The 17,641-nt window shown below is 72.1% G+C and carries 14 protein-coding genes; 8 read left to right on the forward strand and 6 right to left on the reverse strand.

Annotated features, from left to right (window positions below; all coding sequences use genetic code 11):
* Positions 1-6 precede the first annotated feature (6 nt).
* Genes ACWGJ5_RS02590 through ACWGJ5_RS02600 form a run of 3 tightly spaced genes read left to right on the forward strand, consistent with a single transcriptional unit; the run spans position 7 to position 2,149 of the window.
* Entirely contained in the window at positions 7-396 is a 390-nt protein-coding gene (locus ACWGJ5_RS02590; protein ID WP_453307946.1) for a hypothetical protein, read from the forward strand.
* A 57-nt stretch (positions 397-453) separates the two neighbouring features.
* A complete protein-coding gene (gene pip / locus ACWGJ5_RS02595) occupies positions 454-1,476 on the forward strand; it encodes a prolyl aminopeptidase (protein ID WP_453307947.1) in 1,023 nt (340 codons plus the stop codon).
* 46 nt (positions 1,477-1,522) lie between these two features.
* The gene (locus tag ACWGJ5_RS02600; protein WP_453307948.1) at positions 1,523-2,149 is read left to right on the forward strand and encodes a DinB family protein; all 627 of its coding nucleotides are present in this window, start codon (positions 1,523-1,525) and stop codon (positions 2,147-2,149) included.
* A gap of 12 nt (positions 2,150-2,161) precedes the next feature.
* Here ACWGJ5_RS02600 and ACWGJ5_RS02605 read toward each other — a convergent pair whose 3' ends face one another.
* Positions 2,162-2,761, reverse strand: a complete 600-nt coding sequence (locus ACWGJ5_RS02605) for a TetR/AcrR family transcriptional regulator (RefSeq protein WP_453307949.1) — start codon at positions 2,759-2,761, stop codon at positions 2,162-2,164.
* A 112-nt stretch (positions 2,762-2,873) separates the two neighbouring features.
* Here ACWGJ5_RS02605 and ACWGJ5_RS02610 point away from each other — a divergent pair, with 112 nt between their 5' ends.
* Positions 2,874-3,722 (forward strand): alpha/beta fold hydrolase, encoded by an 849-nt coding sequence (locus tag ACWGJ5_RS02610; RefSeq protein ID WP_453307950.1) that lies wholly within the window; start codon positions 2,874-2,876, stop codon positions 3,720-3,722.
* An 89-nt stretch (positions 3,723-3,811) separates the two neighbouring features.
* On the opposite strand, the gene ACWGJ5_RS02615 is transcribed toward ACWGJ5_RS02610, so the two are convergent.
* Positions 3,812-4,579 (reverse strand): GNAT family N-acetyltransferase, encoded by a 768-nt coding sequence (locus ACWGJ5_RS02615; RefSeq protein WP_453307951.1) that lies wholly within the window; start codon positions 4,577-4,579, stop codon positions 3,812-3,814.
* A 267-nt stretch (positions 4,580-4,846) separates the two neighbouring features.
* Positions 4,847-5,638: an SDR family NAD(P)-dependent oxidoreductase gene (locus tag ACWGJ5_RS02620; protein WP_453307952.1), complete on the reverse strand. Its 792-nt coding sequence runs from the start codon at positions 5,636-5,638 to the stop codon at positions 4,847-4,849.
* A gap of 98 nt (positions 5,639-5,736) precedes the next feature.
* Here ACWGJ5_RS02620 and ACWGJ5_RS02625 point away from each other — a divergent pair, with 98 nt between their 5' ends.
* Positions 5,737-6,348, forward strand: coding sequence for a TetR/AcrR family transcriptional regulator (locus ACWGJ5_RS02625; protein WP_453307953.1), 612 nt, complete (start codon positions 5,737-5,739; stop codon positions 6,346-6,348).
* Positions 6,349-6,386: 38 nt separating this feature from the next.
* Here ACWGJ5_RS02625 and ACWGJ5_RS02630 read toward each other — a convergent pair whose 3' ends face one another.
* Complete coding sequence (locus ACWGJ5_RS02630) at positions 6,387-8,447, reverse strand: SpoIIE family protein phosphatase (protein WP_453308268.1); 2,061 nt, start codon at positions 8,445-8,447, stop codon at positions 6,387-6,389.
* Positions 8,448-8,652: 205 nt separating this feature from the next.
* Between ACWGJ5_RS02630 and ACWGJ5_RS02635 the strand changes: the two genes are divergently transcribed.
* Complete coding sequence (locus ACWGJ5_RS02635) at positions 8,653-11,151, forward strand: SpoIIE family protein phosphatase (protein ID WP_453307954.1); 2,499 nt, start codon at positions 8,653-8,655, stop codon at positions 11,149-11,151.
* A gap of 46 nt (positions 11,152-11,197) precedes the next feature.
* Positions 11,198-12,001 (forward strand): maleylpyruvate isomerase family mycothiol-dependent enzyme, encoded by an 804-nt coding sequence (locus ACWGJ5_RS02640; protein ID WP_453307955.1) that lies wholly within the window; start codon positions 11,198-11,200, stop codon positions 11,999-12,001.
* Between the two features lie 11 nt (positions 12,002-12,012).
* Here the strand turns inward: ACWGJ5_RS02640 and ACWGJ5_RS02645 are convergent, their stop codons facing one another.
* Positions 12,013-13,143 (reverse strand): PP2C family protein-serine/threonine phosphatase, encoded by a 1,131-nt coding sequence (locus tag ACWGJ5_RS02645; protein ID WP_453307956.1) that lies wholly within the window; start codon positions 13,141-13,143, stop codon positions 12,013-12,015.
* 125 nt (positions 13,144-13,268) lie between these two features.
* Positions 13,269-16,181, reverse strand: coding sequence for a lectin (locus tag ACWGJ5_RS02650; RefSeq protein WP_453307957.1), 2,913 nt, complete (start codon positions 16,179-16,181; stop codon positions 13,269-13,271).
* A gap of 264 nt (positions 16,182-16,445) precedes the next feature.
* On the opposite strand from ACWGJ5_RS02650, the gene ACWGJ5_RS02655 reads away from it, so the two are divergent.
* On the forward strand, positions 16,446-17,641 hold a 1,196-nt coding region (locus ACWGJ5_RS02655; RefSeq protein WP_453307958.1), incomplete at its 3' end, for an arabinofuranosidase catalytic domain-containing protein.

Below are 17,641 nucleotides of genomic sequence, written 5' to 3' on the forward strand. Positions count from 1 at the left end.
CTGCGGATGCCGCCACCAGCAGCGCGGACGTACGAAACGGACGCCGGGCCGGCCCAGCGGAAGGCTGCCGGCCGGCGGCCTGAGCTGAGCGCCGCCGCCGTCCCCGGCAAGCCGCTGTTCGCCGCGCTGCTGCTGATCGGAACCTGCCGTTTCACCCTGACCGGCTCGTACGAGGCCGGAGGCGCGGCCGTCCTGCGCACCGCGGCAGGCTGGACCGGCGTGGCCCTGGCCGCCTTCGCCCTGTACGGCGGCTTCGCCCTGCTCCTGGAGGACACCGCCCAGCGCACCGTCCTCCCGCTGGGCCGCCGGGGCCGCGCCCGTACGTCCCTGCGGGGCGACCTCGGCCACCAACTGCACCGGGCGGAGCGGGAGGCGGGCGTACGACGGCAGCTGTGAGCGCGGATGTCCCGGATCAGCCGTTGCGGGCAGCTGGGGAGCCGCTACGGTGCCCGGATGGCCCTCTATCCGGAGATAGAACCGTACGAGCACGGCATGCTCGACGTGGGTGACGGCAACCACGTCTACTGGGAGACCTGTGGCAACCCCGACGGCAAGCCCGCCGTCGTCCTGCACGGCGGACCGGGATCCGGGTGCACCCCGTACCCCCGGCGCCTGTTCGACCCGGCCGCCTACCGGATCGTCCTGCTCGACCAGCGCGGCTGCGGCCGGTCCACACCGCACGCGAGCCGCCACGACACCGACATGAGCGTCAACACCACGGCCCATGTCCTGGCCGACCTGGAACTGCTGCGCCGGCATCTGGGCATCGAGCGGTGGCTGGTGTGGGGCGTGTCCTGGGGGTCGGTGCTGGCCCTGCGGTACGCGCAGACCCACCCGGGCGTGGTCTCCGAGCTGGTGCTCACGGGCGTCGCCACCGGGTCGAACGCCGAGGTGGAGCTGCTGACCCGCGGGCTCGGGCGGATCTTCCCGGGCGCCTTCGCCGAGTTCCGGTCCCAGGTGCCGGCCGGCGAGCGCGACGGGAACCTCGCCGCCGCCTACAACCGGCTGCTCGAATCACCCGACCCCGAGGTGCGCGAACGGGCCGCCCGGGCCTGGACCGACTGGGAGACCGCCACCATCCCCGCGCCGCCGCGCTCCGTCGCCCGCTACGAGGACCCCGTCTTCCGCATGGGCTTCGCCCGCACCGTCACGCACTACTGGGGCAACGACCACTTCCTCGGTGAGGGCAACGACGAAGGCGTGCTCCTGCGCGACGCCCACCTGCTCAAGGGCGTCCCCGGCACCCTCGTCCAGGGGAGCCTCGACTTCGGCAACCTCCTCGGCATCGTCTGGCGACTCCAGCGGGCCTGGCCGGACAGCGAGTTGGTGGTCGTCGACGACACCGGCCACAACGCCGGTGCGCCGGGTGTGGGGCAGGCGCTGGTCGCGGCAACCGACCGGTACGCGGACCGCGGCCAGGGGAGTGGCGTGCGCCGGAAAAGGGCGCGCGACCGCGGGGCGGCTGTGCCAGGCTGACCGGTCGGCAGAGGTCCGCCCCGGTCCGTCCATCCAGGAGTGTCCGATGACGACAGCACCGCCCCGACTGGTCCCGCTGCTGGACCAGTTCGACTTCGCGTGCGAGCGGCTGCTGCGCCGGCTGGCCGGGCCCGTCATGGACAGCGGCGACGGCGGGGACACCAGGGTCGAGCCGCTGACCGACGAGGAGTACTTCTGGGAACCGGTGCCCGGCTGCTGGACGGTGCGGCGCCGCGACGACGGGCCGGGGCCGCGGGCGGAGTTCCTGGCCGGCGCCGGTCCGTGGGGGCGGGACGCCGCGCCGTACCCGCACCCCTGGCCACCGCCCGTCACGACCCTTGCCTGGCGGCTGAGCCACCTCACCGAGATGCTGTCCCTGCGCGCCGACCACACCGCCGGCAGCCGCTCGGCGACCAGGGAGAAGCACCCGGTCAGCGGGGACGCCGCGGGCGCGATCGCGGCCTTCGAGACCGCCGTCGCCGATTGGCGGCAGGCCCTGCTGAGCGCCGACGACACGGCGCTGGCCACGGTCGGGCACTGCACCTATCCGTACGGCAGCGACGCGGAGGAGCCCTTCCTCGACATCGTGTGGTGGGTCAACCAGGAAGTGCTGCACCACGGAGCCGAGATCGCCCTGCTCCGCGACCTCTATCGGGCTGACCCGCGGACCTGACGGCCGTACGGCTCACTTCCCGGCCAGCGCCGCGCGTACGATCGCCGCGGCCGCCGTGCCCGCGGCCCGCACCGGTTCGGTGCTGCGCGCGGCCCGGCCCAGCATGAACGCGCCCTCCAGCAGGGCGATGACCGAGCTCGCCGTCTCCCGGGCGGCGGGCCCGGAGATGCCGCCCTCGGCGTAGTAGGCGGCGAGGTGGTCGATCCAGCTGTCGAAGACTTCCGAAGTGGCCCGCCGCAGCGCGTCGTTGGTGCTCGCCACCTCCATCGCGACCGTCGCGATGGGACACGGGTCGGCGAAGTCCAGCTCGGCGAGGGTGCCGGCCGCGGCGGTGAAGGCGTCGGCGGTGGCCGCCACCCGGTCCTCGTACGGCTCCATGAGAGCCGTGATGAGCCCCAGATAGACGGCCCCCGAGGTGCGGATCACCTCCTCGCCCAGCTGGGCCTTCCCACCGGGGAAGAAGTGGTAGATCGAGCCGAAGGGCGCCTCGGCGGCCTCGGCGATCTGCTTCATCCCGGTGCCGGTGTAACCCGAGCGCCGGAACAGCTCGGTGCCCGCGTTCACGATGCGCTGCCGGGTCTCATGCGTGCTGATGGCCTTGCCGTCGCTCACGGTGACACCTCCGGGGAGCCGCTGTTGCCAAAGGGCGGTCGCCGCCTATTCTGTCACTAGAACGCTCTATCAAGAGACAGTCGAGGCAGCCGACCGGAGCGGAGGCGCGGGCATGCCGGAGATCGAGCTGAGCGCGGGAACCATCGACTACCAGGACACCGGAGGCGACGGCCCCAGCGTGGTCCTCGCCCACGGCCTCGGCTTCGACGAATCGGTCTGGGCCGACGTCGTCTCCGCCCTGCGCCCCGACTTCCGCGTCCTGGTCCCCGTGCTGCCCCTCGGCAGCCACCGGCGGCCCATGCGGCCGGACGCCGACCTCTCCGCGCACGGGATCGCCCGCCTGCTGGCCGAGTTCCTGGACCGCCTCGACCTCCGGGACGTGACCCTGGTCCAGAACGACACCGGTACGGCCCAACTCCTCGTCGGCGTACGGGACGAACGCATCGCCCGGCTCGTCCTGACCTCGTGCGAGGCCCTGGACAACTACCCGCCCGGCGTCCAGGGCCGCATCCTGGACGCGGCCCGCCGGATCCCCGGCGGCGTCTTCCTCCTCCTGCAGTCCTTCCGTTTCCCCTTCCTCGCCCGCATGCAGACCTCGCTCGGCGGAATGACGGAGAAGCGGCTCCCGAAGGAACTCGTCGCACGCTGGTACGGACCCCTGCTGACCAACCGTCACATCCGCCGGGACTTCGCCAAGTTCCTGCGTGCGACGCGGAAGGACTGCTACCTGGAAGCGGCCCGGAACCTCTCGGAGTTCACCCGCCCGGCACTGGTCGCGTGGGGCGCCGAGGACCGCATGATGCCCCGCGCGACGGGCCGCCGCCTGGCCGAACTGCTCCCGAACGCACGCTATGTGGAGATCCCGGACGCCCGCACCCTGGTCCAGCTGGACAACCCGGCGGCGCTCACGGAGGAGATCCGCCGGTTCGTCAAGGACAACCCGCTCCCCGGAGAAGGCTGACGCCGCCCGCCGGCGAGCACACGGGCCCGCCGGGCCGGGAGCACACGGGCCCGCCGGCCCGGAGGTCAGGTGTCCGTCGGTCCCGGAGGTCAGGCGTCCAGCGAGACGTACAGGCGTGTGCCGCCGGGGCGGAAGCCGACCCTCTCGTACACGCGGCGGGAGCCCTCGCCCGAGTACTCCAGCCACACGGTCCGAGCTCCCCGGCCGAACATGGTCCCGGCCAGCGTCGCGGTGACCGCGGCGGCGATGCCGCGCCCCCGGTACGCGGGAAGCGTGCCCACGCCCGCCAGCTCCGCCGTGCCCTCGGCGGGTGCCGAGCAGATCGCGCCGCCGGCGCAGCCTCCGCCGGGAGCGCGGACGAACCGGACGGCTCCGCCGCCCTCCGCGGTACGCCGCAACCGGGCCGCGCCTTCCGGCGACGGGGCCCACTCGCCGCCGAAGGCTTCCGACAGCGCGCTGTCGATCGCGGTGTAGTCCGCCTCCGTGGCGGGGGCCTCCACCTCGACCCGGCCCGCCACGCCGCGGCCGGAGCCCGGCACGGCCAGCGCGGCGGGCGTGCAGACCAGGTACTCGTGCACCGCCTCCGTGCCGAAACCGGCCCGGCGCAGGGCGGGTTCCACGGCGGGGGCGGTGTCCGGGGCGAACTCCAGCCGGGGCTTGAGCCCGCGCTCGCGGAACGCGGCGATCAGGTCGGCGACGTCCCGGTCGGTGGGCTCGGCGCCGGGGAAGGGGGTGGCGTAGTTGACGTACGGGCTGGTCGTCGAGGGATCGAACCCCACGACGAAGCCGCCCACTTCACATGCCGCCGGGCGGCGCAGGAGGTGGGCGACGGCAAAGCTCTGGACATCGGTGCGCATGATGAAGACCTCACGGTGTGGGCTGGCACAAGGGAACGGCCTCCGCGAGGAGGCGAGCGGTGTACGGGACACCGTGTCGTCGGGCCGCCGTGAGGAGACGTCAACGGTACTGCCGAGCACTGCCGTTGGGCAGGTGGCTCAGTACCGACGGCGGCCGCTGGGGGACGCCGGAACCATGGACCTCAGTCCTTCGTGACGAGTGGTCGGATGCGCTGTAGAACTCGATGGATCTTGCCATGGCGGCGGAGTGCCTGACAAGAGGCCGTTTCAGCGGCTCGCGCGCTGCGCCGCCACGATCGCCTTCACCGTCGGCTCCGCCCCGGCCAGCCGCTGCACCCGCTCCGCGAACCCAGGGAACTGTGACGCGACCTTGGTGAGGAAGCGCAGCTCGGGCGGCGCCACGTTGACCTCGGCGAGATCGCGTTCGATCGCCCGCGTCACGCCCTTGCAGACCTGCGCCGGCGAGACGGTGCGGACACCGCCGGGCGTCGCCGAGCCCGTCTTGGCGAACATTCCCAGATCCCGTACGAAACCGGGCTGGACGATCGAGACGCCCACGCCCGTGCCGTGCAGATCCTGGCGGAAGGCCAGCGAGAGGCCGCGCAGCCCGAACTTCGTCGCGGTGTACAGGGACGACGACTTGGTGGCGGCCATGCCGGACAGCGACCCGACGAAGCAGAAGTGACCGCGCCCGGCGGCCACCATGCCCGGAGCGAGCAGCCGGGCGAGCATCGCCGGCGCCCGCAGGTTCACGGCGAGGGCCCGGTCGATCTGTTCCGGTGTGTAGTCGAGGAGGTCGCCGCTGGACGGCAGGGCCGCGTTGGCGATCACGATGTCCGTGCCGGCGGCCTCCTCGGCCAGCCGCCGCACATCGTCGGGGTCGGCCAGATCGGCGGCGACGGTGCGGGCACCGTAACGATCGGCGAGGGGTTCGAGCGCCTCGAGGCGGCGGCCGGTGAGTACGAGACGGGCGCCGCGGGCGGACAGTTCGGCGGCGAGCGCGCCGCCGATGCCGCCGGTGACACCGGTGAGCAGAACGGTTGACCCGGCAATGTGCACGACCAGCCTCCAGTTTCCTGTTCGTTCGAACGAACAATAGGGAGGTCGAGCGGCCCTGTCCACAGCCCAGGTGACCCGGTGATGGAAGAATGCAGGCCATGCCGCATGCCGCCCCTACCGCTCCGATGCGCCAGCGCATCATCACCGCCGTCCTGAAGATCATCGGTGAGGACGGAGTCGCGGCGGTCACCAACCGGCGGATCGCCAAGGAAGCGGGCGTGTCCCTCGGTTCGGTCACCTACCACTTCGAGACCCAGCACGAGCTGTTGCGGGAGAGCCTGCTGCACTTCGTGCGCGAGGAGGCCCGGCACTTCACCGAGCTGGCCGACCAGTGCCAGACCGAGGGCCTGGACGTCGAGGACGCGGCGTCGCTGGCCGGCCAGGTGGCCTGCGGCTCGGCCCTGGACAGCGCTCATCTGGCGCCCTTCGAGCTGTACCTCCACGCCGGGCGTGACGAGCGCCTGCGCGAGGCGGCGGCCGAGGCCTTCCGCGCCTACGACCTGCTCGCCGCCCGGATCCTCACCGCGCTGGGCGTCCCCGACGCGGAACGCCTGGCCGCCACGACGGTCGCCCTGGTGATGGGCCTGCAACTGCGGCGGCTGGCCACCGGCAGCCCCGTGGACGACCTGGTCGACGCGCTCCTGCTGCTCGTACGCGGCTCCGCCGACCGGTCGTCCACGGCCGCTTCAGGGGAGTCGACGGCACAGTAGGCGTCGGGCGCCGGCCGAACCGCACCGTGCGGCCCGGCCTACAGGGCCCGGGCGATGAGCAGGGCCACGTCGTCGTGGTCGTCGGGGTGGCGCAGGCCGTACAGCAGGACGTCGCAGGTTTCCTCCAGCGGCCGGTGCGGCTCGTCCAGGAGGTCCAGCAGGACGTCCAGCCGGTCGTCGATGGAGTGCTGACGGGTCTCCACCAGGCCGTCGGTGTAGAGAACCACCACATCACCAGGGCGCAGGGCGACCGTCGTGGTGTCGAACCGGACGCCGCCGACGCCGAGCGGTGCCGCGGCCGGCAGCTCCAAGAGTCTCGGTGCGTCACCGGGCCGCGCGAGCGCGGGCGGCATGTGTCCGGCGTTGGCGATGGTGCACTGCCCGGTCGTGGGGTCGTACACCGCGTACAGGCAGGTGACGATGTAGTGCTCCAGATCGCAGGTGATCTTGTCCAGGTGCTGGAGCACCGCGTCGGGGTTGAGGTCGAGATCGGCATAGGCGCAGGTGGCAGTGCGCAGTCGTCCCATGGTGGCGGCCGCGTCGATACCGTTGCCCATCACGTCACCCACCACCAGGGCGGTCTTCTCGTCGGTCAGCGGGATGACGTCGTACCAGTCGCCGCCGACCTCGCTGGTGGCCTGCGCGGGCTGGTAGCGGGAGGCCAGTTCCAGGCCCGTATGGTGCGGGGAGTGGTCGGGCAGCAGACTGCGCTGCAGGGTCAGGGCGGTGTTGCGGACGCTCTGGAACCACCGGGCGTTGTCGATGGCGACGGCGGCCCGGCCGGCGAGTTCGGTGGCCAGGACGACGTCGTCGTCGTCGAACGGCGCCGGATTGCGGGTCCGCTTGAGGTCGAGGGCGCCGAGCACCTCGCCGTGGGCGATCAGCGGCACGGCGAGATACGAGTGGACGCCGGCCTCGGCGAGCAGCGCGCCGGACGCGGCGTCCCGGGCGATGCGCGGCAGATCGTGCGGCCCGACATGCCGTACCAGAACCGGTCGCCCGGTGTGGACGCACAGGGTGACCAGGCGGTCGCCCTCGTAGGCGGCGATGTCGCCGGGAGGGTCGGCGGCGCGCAGCGCAGGGGTGGGATGGGCCGCTTTCAGGGCGAGGGCGCGGAAGAGCTCCGGGCCGTTGTCCGGTCTGCGCACACGCCGGCAGGACAGGGCGGAGTCGAGGACGTCCACGGCGACCACGTCGGCCAGCGCCGGCGCCGCGATCTCCGCCAGTTCATGGGCGGTCTGCTCCACGTCCAGCGCGGTGCCGACCCGCGCGGAGGCGTCCGCGATGAGCGCCAGGCGCCGCCGCGCCCGGTCGGCCTCGGCCGCCGCACGGTGCCGCTCGGTGACGTCCACGACCGAGACGGCCGCGCCCAGCACCCGGCCGCCGGAATCCTCCAGACGGTAGAAGGACAGCGACCAGGCGTGCTCCTGGCCGGCATCGGCCGGCGGCCGGCCGACGTGGTACTGGTCCAGCAGGGGCGTACCGGTGGTGAGCACCTGACGCAGGGCGGACTCGACGGTGTCGACGTCCGGGAAGGGCAGGGTCTCCCGCAGGTGGCGGCCGATGTGGTCCTCGGCGAGCGTGCCGTCGATCCGCTCCAGCGCCGGGTTGACCAGGACGTACCGAAGGTCCGGGTCCAGGAGGGCCAGACCGATGGGGGACTGGTTGATCAGCCGCTCGCACAGGGCCAGGTCGGTCTCGACGCGCTGGAGCAGGGTGTGATCGGCCGCGATGCCCAGCGCGTAGACGTCCCCCAGGTCGTCCAGCAGCCGCATGGTCCGGAACTCCGTCAGCCGGCTGCTGCCGTCCTTGTGCCGGACGGGAAACGCGCCGGCCCAGCCCCGACCCGTCTCCAGCACCTCCGCGAACAGACCCTGCACGGCCTGCAGATGTTCCGGGTGGACGAGCAGGCGTGCCGCGGGCTTGCCGAGGGCCTCCTGCGACGAGTAGCCGAAGAGGTCCTCGGCCTGCGGGGTCCAGAAGACGATGCGGCCACGCATGTCCATGGCCACCGCGGCCACGCTCAGCACGTCCAGCAGCCCGGTCGGCCGGGGCGTCCCGTCGCCGTCTTCCTCGTGGCCGGCTGCCAAGGAGTCCATTGCCATGCCGGTTCACCTCCACCGGCCGGGTGGGCACGCGCAGACGCCGTCGACCGGTGCTTCATGGTCCCTTCCCCCCCATGGTCCCTCCGGCCCGGGCCCCGCCCAACCGCAGGGCGCCGCATCCGGGCGGACCCCGCGCCTCCCGCCGTGTCCATGCGCACCACGGGCAATCAGGCTCATAGTGGTGTATGGGTGGAAACTGATGGAATCTGCGCCAGAGGGCTTCGCCGCAGCCACGCCGCCGGGACCGGGTGATCTCTTCGATGCGTCCAGCGACGCGGCTGCGGTGATATCGGAACACGGCGTCGTGGTCGGCTGGACCCGCAGCGCCGAGGCACTCCTCGGCCACGCGGCACGGGACGTCGTGGGCTCCTCCGCCGCGCGCCTGCTCGCCATGCCCGGGGATCCCGCACGGCTCGCCGGTGTCGTGCAGCGGTGCCGCGCCGGAAACGGCTGGAGCGGGCAGATCGCCGTACGGCACCACGACGGCCGCAGCCTCGACGTCCAGCTGCGGGTCTCGGCCTCGTTCCGCATCGGCGACAGCGAGTGCTTCCTGGTCTCGGCCCGGGAACCGCGGCAGCGGTGGAGCATGGGCCTGTCGGTCCTGGACGGGTTCCTGACCCGCTCACCGGTCGGCATGGCCGTCCTGGACACCGATCTGCGCTACGTCTGGCTGAACGACACCCTGGAACGGTTCGGCGGGGTCCCTCGGGACGAACGGCTCGGACGGCGGCTGAGCGAGCTGCTGCCCGGGCTGCAGGGCCAGACCCTGGAGAGCCTGATGCGCAAGGTGCTCGCGACGGGCCTGCCGGTGACCGACTACGAGTACACGGGCTGGAGCTGGGCCGACCCGCACCGTCGGCACGCCTACTCGGCCTCGTTCTTCCCCCTGGTCGACGCCGCCGACGCCATCACCGGCGTCTGCTACATGGTCCAGGACGTCACCGAGCGGTGGAACACCCGGCAGCTGCTGACCATGGTCAACGAAGCGGGCACCAGCATCGGCACCACGCTCGACGTGATGCGGACCGCCCAGGAACTCGCCGACTTCGTCGTCCCCCGCTTCGCGGACTTCGTCATCGTCGACCTGCTGGAACCCGTGCTCAGCACCGAGGGCCACGGGACGTGGCTGACCGACGCGGGCCCCGCCCCGGCCAGGCCCGTGATGCGCCGGGCGGCGCAGCGCTCGGTGCGCGAGGGCACCCCCGAGGCCGTCGTCATGATCGGCGGCAGGGTCGACTTCATCCCGCCGCCCCACGACAGCAACCTGCTCACCGAGGGCGAACCCCTGCTCATCCCGGTCCTCGACCCCTCCGACGAGCTGTGGGCCGCCCGGGACCCGGTGCGGACGAAACGCATGCGCGAGTACGGCATGCACTCGCTCATCGCCGTGCCGATGCGGGCCCGGAACACCGCCCTCGGCCTCGCCACGTTCGTCCGGTCGCTCAACCCGGTCTCCTTCGGGCCCGACGACGTCCTGCTGGCCCGGGAACTGGTGGCGCGCGCGGCGGTGTGCGTCGACAACGCCCGCCGCTACACCCGGGAGCACACGGCGGCGATCACCCTGCAGCGCAGCCTGCTGCCCCCCGCCCTGACCGGCGGCACCGCGCTGGAGGTCGCCTCCTCCTATCTGCCGGCGGACCCCTCCGGGGGCGTCGGCGGCGACTGGTTCGACGTGATCCCGCTGTCCGGCGCACGGGTGGGCCTCGTCATCGGCGATGTGGTCGGCCACGGCATCGGCGCGGCGGCGAGCATGGGCCGGCTGCGCACCGCGGTGCAGACCCTCGCCGTCATGGAGATGCCTCCCGACGACCTGCTCGCCCATCTCGACGACCTCGTGCTCCGGCTGAGCGACGAGGAGGCGGCCGCCGGTACGGCCGCCCGCAGCACCTTCATCGGCGCGACCTGCCTGTACGCCGTCTATGACCCGGTCAGCAGGCGGTGTGCGATGGCCCGCGCCGGGCACCCGCCGCCCGTCGTCGTGGCACCGGACGGACGCGCCTACTTCCCGGAGATCCCCGCCGGGCCCCCGCTCGGGCTGGGCGGCATGGCCTTCGAGGCCGGCGAGATCGAACTGGCCGAGGACAGCCTCCTCGGCCTCTACACCAACGGTCTGATCGAGGGCGGCGACCACGACGTGGAGCAGGGTATGGCCCGGCTCGGCGAGGTCCTCGCCGGGCCGGGGGACGACCTGGACACGCTGTGCACGTCCGTCGTACGGCAGCTCGTGCCCGTGCCCCGGCCCGACGACATCGCCCTGCTCCTGACCCGCACCCACACCCTGGGAGCCGACCGGGTCGCCTCCTGGGACGTGCCGCCCGACCCGGCCGCCGTCGCCACCCTCCGCGCCCTCGCCACCCGCCAGGTCGAGGACTGGGGCCTCGCAGAACTCGCCATGACGACCGAACTCGTGGTGAGCGAACTCGTCACCAACGCCATCCGCTACGCCGCCACGCCCATACGGCTGCAGCTCCTCCGGGACTCCCGCCTCACCTGCGAGGTCCACGACGCCAGCAGCACGGCCCCCCGGCTCAGGCATGCCAGGAGCACGGACGAGGGCGGCCGCGGGCTCTTCCTGGTGGCCCAGCTGGCCCAGCGCTGGGGCGCCCGGTACACCGGCGAGGGGAAGATCATCTGGGCCGACCAGGAGATCCCGCCGAACCCGGATTTGCCTTCGAGTGGACTCCAGCATCCAGACTGACCATGACGGAATCCGTGCCGAGGACAGAACAGGACGGCAGCAGCCGATGACTACACACAGGGCGGGGCACCCGCTGCCGTACGGCACCTACCGCGAGGCCGTGGCCCGCGAGACTCTGCGCTTCTGCGAGGTCGTCCGGGGCGCCGACCCGGCGACCGCGGTGCCGTCCTGTCCCGACTGGACCCTGGCCGACCTCACCCGGCACGTCGGATCGCTGCAGCGCTGGTTCGGCACCCTGCTGACCCGGCTGGTGCAGGAGCCTCCCCGCAGCCGCGACCTCGAGCTCGGGCTGCCGGAGAACGCGCGGGACTATCCCGACTGGGTGGCGGCGGGGGTGCCCGGTGTGACGGCCGTCCTGCGGGACACCGATCCCGAGGCACCGATGTGGGTGTGGGGCGAGGACCGCCACGCACGGTTCTGGGCCCGCCGGATGCTGTTCGAGACGCTGGTGCACCGGGTCGACGCCGAGCGTGCCGTCGGCCTGACCTCGGACATCGACCCCGCGCTCGCGGCGGACGGCGTGGACGAGTTCCTCGTCAACCTGCCCTACGCGGGACTCTTCGCCCCCGGCGTGACGAAGCTGCGCGGTGACGGCGAGAGCCTCGCGTTCCGCAGCACGGGCGCCGACGGCGGCCCCGGTGAGGAGTGGCGGATGCGACTGGACCCGGACGGTTTCCGCCCGGTGGGCCGCGATGTCGAGGAGTCCGAGCCGGTCACGGCGGCGGTACGGGGTCGGGCGGCGGACCTGCTGCTCCTCCTCTACGGGCGGCGGTCGTACCAGGACCCCGCCTTCGAGGTCTCGGGACAGACCGCGGTCCTCGACAACTGGTTCGCCCACACCGCCTTCTGACCGGGCCGCGCTCACTGGGCAGACGGCTCCGCCGGCGGTTCCTCGGGCAGCGGCCGTTCCTCGGGCAGCAGGCAGACCGCGAGCGCCGCGGTGTCGTCCTGCAGGCCGTTGCTGTAGGCCAGCAGGTCGTCGTGCAGCCGTGCGAGCAGCTCCTTCGGAGGAAGAGGGCCCCAGGAGCGGAGGCGGTCGAGCAGCGGGTAGAAGGCGCCGGCCGCGTCCCGCGTCTCCGTGACACCGTCCGTGTACAGCAGCAGCTGATCGCCGGGCCGGAACGGGTAGGCGTCCAGGTGGTACGGGTCCTCGACCAGCATGCCGAGGTTCAGGGGCGGCGCAGGCCGCCCGCTGTCCAGTTCGCGCACCTCGCCGGCCCGCAGCGAGACGGGCGGCGGATGACCGCAGTTGACGATGCGGACGACGTGGTCGTCGGCGGGGACCTCGGCGAACACCGCGGTGACGAACCGTTCGCTCGTCTCCGTGCCGCCGAGCTGCGTCGCCCGGCGGCTCATGCTCGTGTCCACGCGGTCCGTCAGGGCGAGCAGATCGGGTGCGTCGAAGGCCGCCTCGCGGAACGCCCCGAGGAGGGCGGCGGCGGTCTCGACCGCCAGCAGTCCCTTGCCCCGCACGTCGCCGATGAGCAGACGGACCCCGAAACGGGTGGGGACCGCCTCGTACAGGTCACCGCCGATCCGGGCCTCCGCGGCGGCGGAGAGATACAGGCTCTCCAGCAGCAGGTTGCCGATCCGGTGCGGTACGGGGCGCAGCAGGACCCGCTGCGCGGTCTCGGCCACGGACCGTACATCGGCGAGCGTGCGCTCACGTCGGATCCGGTGCTCGGCCAGGATCGCGCCGATACCGCCCACCAGGGCCGTACAGATGTAGGAGGCGACGTAGTGACGGTCCCACAGATAGCCGGCCTCCCGGCCCGCGCAGCAGGGAGTGCCGGCCAGCACCGCTTCCAGGCCGACGGCGAACACCGTGGCGGCACCGACGGCCACGGGCCCGTACGCGAAGGCGGCCAGGACGGGCACGGCGATCAGTGCGAAGCTCACCGGCCACTCGACGGGCGTGGCCGGCTCCAGCAGCAGCACCGCCACGACGTAGAGCACCGGCAGCCAGCGCAACCATGCCGGAGGCGCCGGCACCCGCGTTTCCGTGGCTGCCGGCGCCTCCGGTTCATGTCCGATCCGTCCGTGCCTCACCCGCCCAGCCTGGTGTGCCGCGCCCCCGTACCCCCGTGATTGCTCCACTCAACGGCATGTTCCGGCGGTCAGCCCCGTCCCCGTGCCGACGAGGCATTGCCGAAGCCGATCGCGAAGACGTGCAGGCCCCCGGCGGCGACATCGGACGGCAGGCGCACGCCGCTGACCGTCTTGCCCGGGCTCAGGGCCACCGGCACCGTGGCGAACACATACGTCTGCGTGCTGTCGGACGCGGTGCCCGCACGGTTGCGGTAGGGCATGGTCACGGCGACGGTGTTGTCGGGGCGCGGTGAGGCGGCGCCCGCGCTCAGCGTCCAGTCGGACAGACCGAGGGGGACCGACTGCGTCGTGCCGTCCGTGTAGGTGACCGTCGCGGTGCCGGACACCGGGCCGTTGTTGGCGGCACCCAGGAAGGAGATGCTGCCGGATCCGGACGTCCGCACCGTCTGCCCGTTCGCCTCGTAGTTGTCCGCAGCGCCGGGTGCCACGTCGGGCCAGGTGAACGTGACCCCGTTGGCCGTGACCTTCGAGCCGGGCGTGACTCCCTCGGTGGCCAGGGCGTGCGCGGAGTAGCTGTAGCCCGCGCCGTCGAAGTTGGCCGAGGCCGCGGCCGTGTCGCCGGACGTCCCGACGTCGGTGTACCCGGGCGCGCCCGGGTAGGAGCGCGGGGCGGCGGAGGCGTCCGATGCCCAGGACGTGTTGGGCGAGGCGCCGAGTACGTAGGTGAGGGTGCCGCCGCCGGTGAGGGCGCCGTCGGGCGCGTGCGCCGCGTTCCAGGCCGCACCGTTCCAGGTGGCCGACTGCACGTACGGGGCGTCGTCCGCGGCGCCCGTACCGTTGACCGTGAGGGTGCGGCCGGACGGCAGGGTGATCACCGCCTGGCTGAACAGCGGGCTGCCCAGGGCCAGATCTGCGGTTCCGGGCGTCTCCGGATACATGCCGAGGGCGGACCACACGTACCACGAGCTCATCTCGCCCAGGTCGTCGTTGCCCGCAAGACCGGACGGGCCGGCGGTCCAGATCTGGTCCTGGACCTGCCGGACGACCTTCTGCGTCTGGTAGGGACGGCCGATGTAGTCGTACTCCCAGGGGATGTTGAGGCTGGGCTCGTTGCCCAGGTCGGTGTATCCGCCGGCGCCGGTCAGCGAGGACAGGTCCGCGTCGAGGTACTTGGCCAGGGCCGCGTCACCGCCCATGGCGGTCGCCAGTCCGTGCACGTTGAACGGCACCATCGGCGTGTACTGCCAGGAGTCGCCCTCGACGAAGTTCTTCCCCGACGTCGGCGAGAAACCGGCCGTCCAGCTGCCCGAGGCGTCGCGCGGCCGGATGAAACCGCTGCCGAAGTCGAACAGGTTCTGCCAGTCCTGCGCCCGGTCCGCGAACCGGTGCTGATCCGCGGTGTGTCCGAGGGCGCCGGCGAGGGCGGAGACGGCGAAGTCGGCCGAGTCGTACTCGAGCGTCGTGGACGCCGCGCCGTAGAAGTTGCAGCAGCCGTACTTGCCGTTGCTGGGCAGCCGGCCCAGCTGCTCCAGATAGGCGAGACCGGGGCGGTTGTCGTTGGGGAGGGTGGCCTCCGCGATCATGCCCTTGAGTGCGGTCGCGGTGTCGAACTTCCTGGCCCCGAAGGCGTAGTAGTCGGCGATGATCTCGTCCGCCGGATCGCCGACCATGACATAGGTCTCCCCGTTGTTCTCCGACCACTTGGGGAACAGGCCGGTCTGGCGGTAGTCGTCGACCATCGACTGGGCGGTGTCGGAGGCGGTCTGGGGCGCGAGCAGGGCCTCGAGCTGGGCCTGCGAGCGGTACACGTCCCAGCCCGAGTAGTTGGCGTAGGCGGCGCCGTGGCCGGGGTCGACGGTGTGGACCTTGCCGTCGAAGCCGGGATAGCGGCGGTTGCTGTCACTGATCACGTTCGGATGCAGCAGCGCGTGATAGAGCGCGGTGTAGAAGACGGTCTGCCGGGCGGGTGTCCCGCCGGCGATCCGCACCCGGCCGAGCAGGGACTTCCAGGCGTTGTGCGCCGCGCCGCGCACCTTGTCCAGGTCCCAGCCGCCGTTCTCCGCCTGCCTGTTGCCCACGGCGCCGGCGGCCGACACGTACGAGATGCCGACCTTGGCCTGAACGGCCCGGTGGGTGGTGGTGTCGAACGTGACGTAACCGTCGGAGCCGCTCACCCGGGGAGCGAAGGCGCGGGGCGTGCGGGGCACGGTGCCGTGCAGCGTCGGCCTGTTCGGCGCCTCGGGCGAGCTGGGGGAGGCGTTGCTCCTGGGCGTGGTAGGCATGGCGGCGGCCGGGGCGGTGCCGCTGTGGCGGAACGGCTGGTCGAAGACCATGTCGTAGTAGACCGTGTAGGAGTTGCCCTCGCCGCAGAAGTTGCCGCTGGTGACCTTGCCTCTGACCTCTCTGTCGTTCACCACGTCGAACTCGGCGGCGCTGTCGCCGTTCTCGCTGTCCGTCAGCTTGAACAGGAGGTTGGCCTGACTCGTGGACGGGAAGGTGAACCGGGCCATGCCACTGCGGGTGGTGGCGGTCAGTTCCGTCCTGACGCCGTTGTCCAGCGTCACCGTGTACGAGCCGGGCGTCGCGGACTCGTTGGCGTGCGAGAAGCTGTCCGTGGCGCGGGTGTCGACCGCACCGACGGTCGGCAGCACCGGGATGTCGCCGGCGGCCCGGCAGCCCGGTCCCGCGATGTGGGTGAGGCCGAATCCGGTGATGGCCGAGTCGGCGTACTCGTACCCGCCGCCGTCGGGCCGGTGCGGGCTGGTGTCGGGGCTCCACTGGACCATCCCGAACGGGGTGTCGGCCCCCGGGAAGTCGTCGGCGGCGTGCGAGGTCCCGATGAACGGATCGACGACGGAGGCCGGATCGGCGACCGGCGCGAGGGAGACGGGATCGGCGTGGGCGGGGGCGGAGGCGGCGCCGACGAGCAGTGCGCCAGTGGCCAGCACGGACAGAAGGCGGAACGGCACCATCGTGACCATGTCCCTTCGACAACGTTGTCCCGAAAATTGCCGCTTCAGCCCCTGCTGTCAAGGACGCGCGGTACAGAACCAGCCGTCCGCCTGACATATGACGTCACATCAGAGTGAGCAACCATCAACTTGGCCCAAGTTCAAAACTTGTCATAAGGCCAAAGCAACAAATCTTGACGGCAACCACCACGGTGCGTACGTTGCGCAACGGCCGCCCCGGCGCTCCAACTCGACTGCTCCCAGCCCCGATCACCCCCCATCGAGGAGTCCAGCATGCGTGGAAGCCCCAGATCGGTCGCGTCGCTCCTGGCCGTCATCGGCCTCGTCCTGGGCGCGTTGCTCGGCCTGCCCGGACCGACGCAGGCCGCGGGTTCGCTGCCCTGTGACATCTACGGCGCCGCCGGCACCCCCTGCGTTGCCGCGCACAGCACGGTGCGCGCTCTCTTCTCGTCCTACGGCGGCCCGCTGTACCGGGTCACCCGCGCCTCGGACGGGGCCGGCGCCGACATCGGCCTGCTCTCCCCGGGCGGTTACGCCGACGCCGGCCGGCAGGACACGTTCTGCGCGGACACCACGTGCGCCATCACGAAGATCTACGACCAGACCTCCCGGCACAACGACCTCACCCCGGGCCCGGCGGGCACCTCCGGCATGGGCGCGGACCGGGGAGCGGACGCCTCCGAGATCGCCGTCACCGCCGGCGGGCACAAGGTGTACGGCGTGTGGATCTCGCCGGGAGTCGGCTACCGGTACACGGGCGCCGCCGCAGGTGTCGCCGTCAACGGACAGCCGGAAGGCGCCTACATGGTGGCCAGCGGCACCCACGTGGGCTCCGCCTGCTGCTTCGACTACGGCAACGCCGAGAGCACACCGGCCGACACCGGCAACGGCCACATGGACGCGGTCAGCCTCGCGACCACCTGCTACTTCGCACCGTGCACCGGTTCCGGGCCCTGGGTCGAGGCCGACATGGAGAACGGCATGTTCCAGGGCGACAACGGATCCAACACGGCGAACCGGGGCAACGGCAGCACCTTCGTCACCGCCGTGCTGAAGAACGACGGGCAGACGCGATACGCCCTCAAGGGTGGCGACGCACAGACGGGTGCACTCAGCACCTGGTGGGACGGTGCCCTGCCCACCCGCGGTGGCTACCGGCCCATGCAACAGGAGGGCGGCATCATCCTCGGCACGGGCGGTGACAACAGCAACTGGAACATGGGCACGTTCTTCGAGGGCGTGATGGTCTCCGGTTACCCGAGCGACGCCGCCGAGAACGCCGTCCAGGCGAACATCGTCGCCGTCGGCTACTCCGGTGGGACCAACGTCCCCAACGGCCCCCAGGGCACCGTCACCGGCCCCGGCGGCAAGTGTGTCGACGTGGCGGCCGACGACACCGGCACGGACGGGGCGGCCGTGCAGTTGTGGGACTGCCAGTCGTATGCGGAGGACCAGCACTGGACGCATTT

This window comes from Streptomyces sp. NPDC054783 (assembly GCF_053611725.1).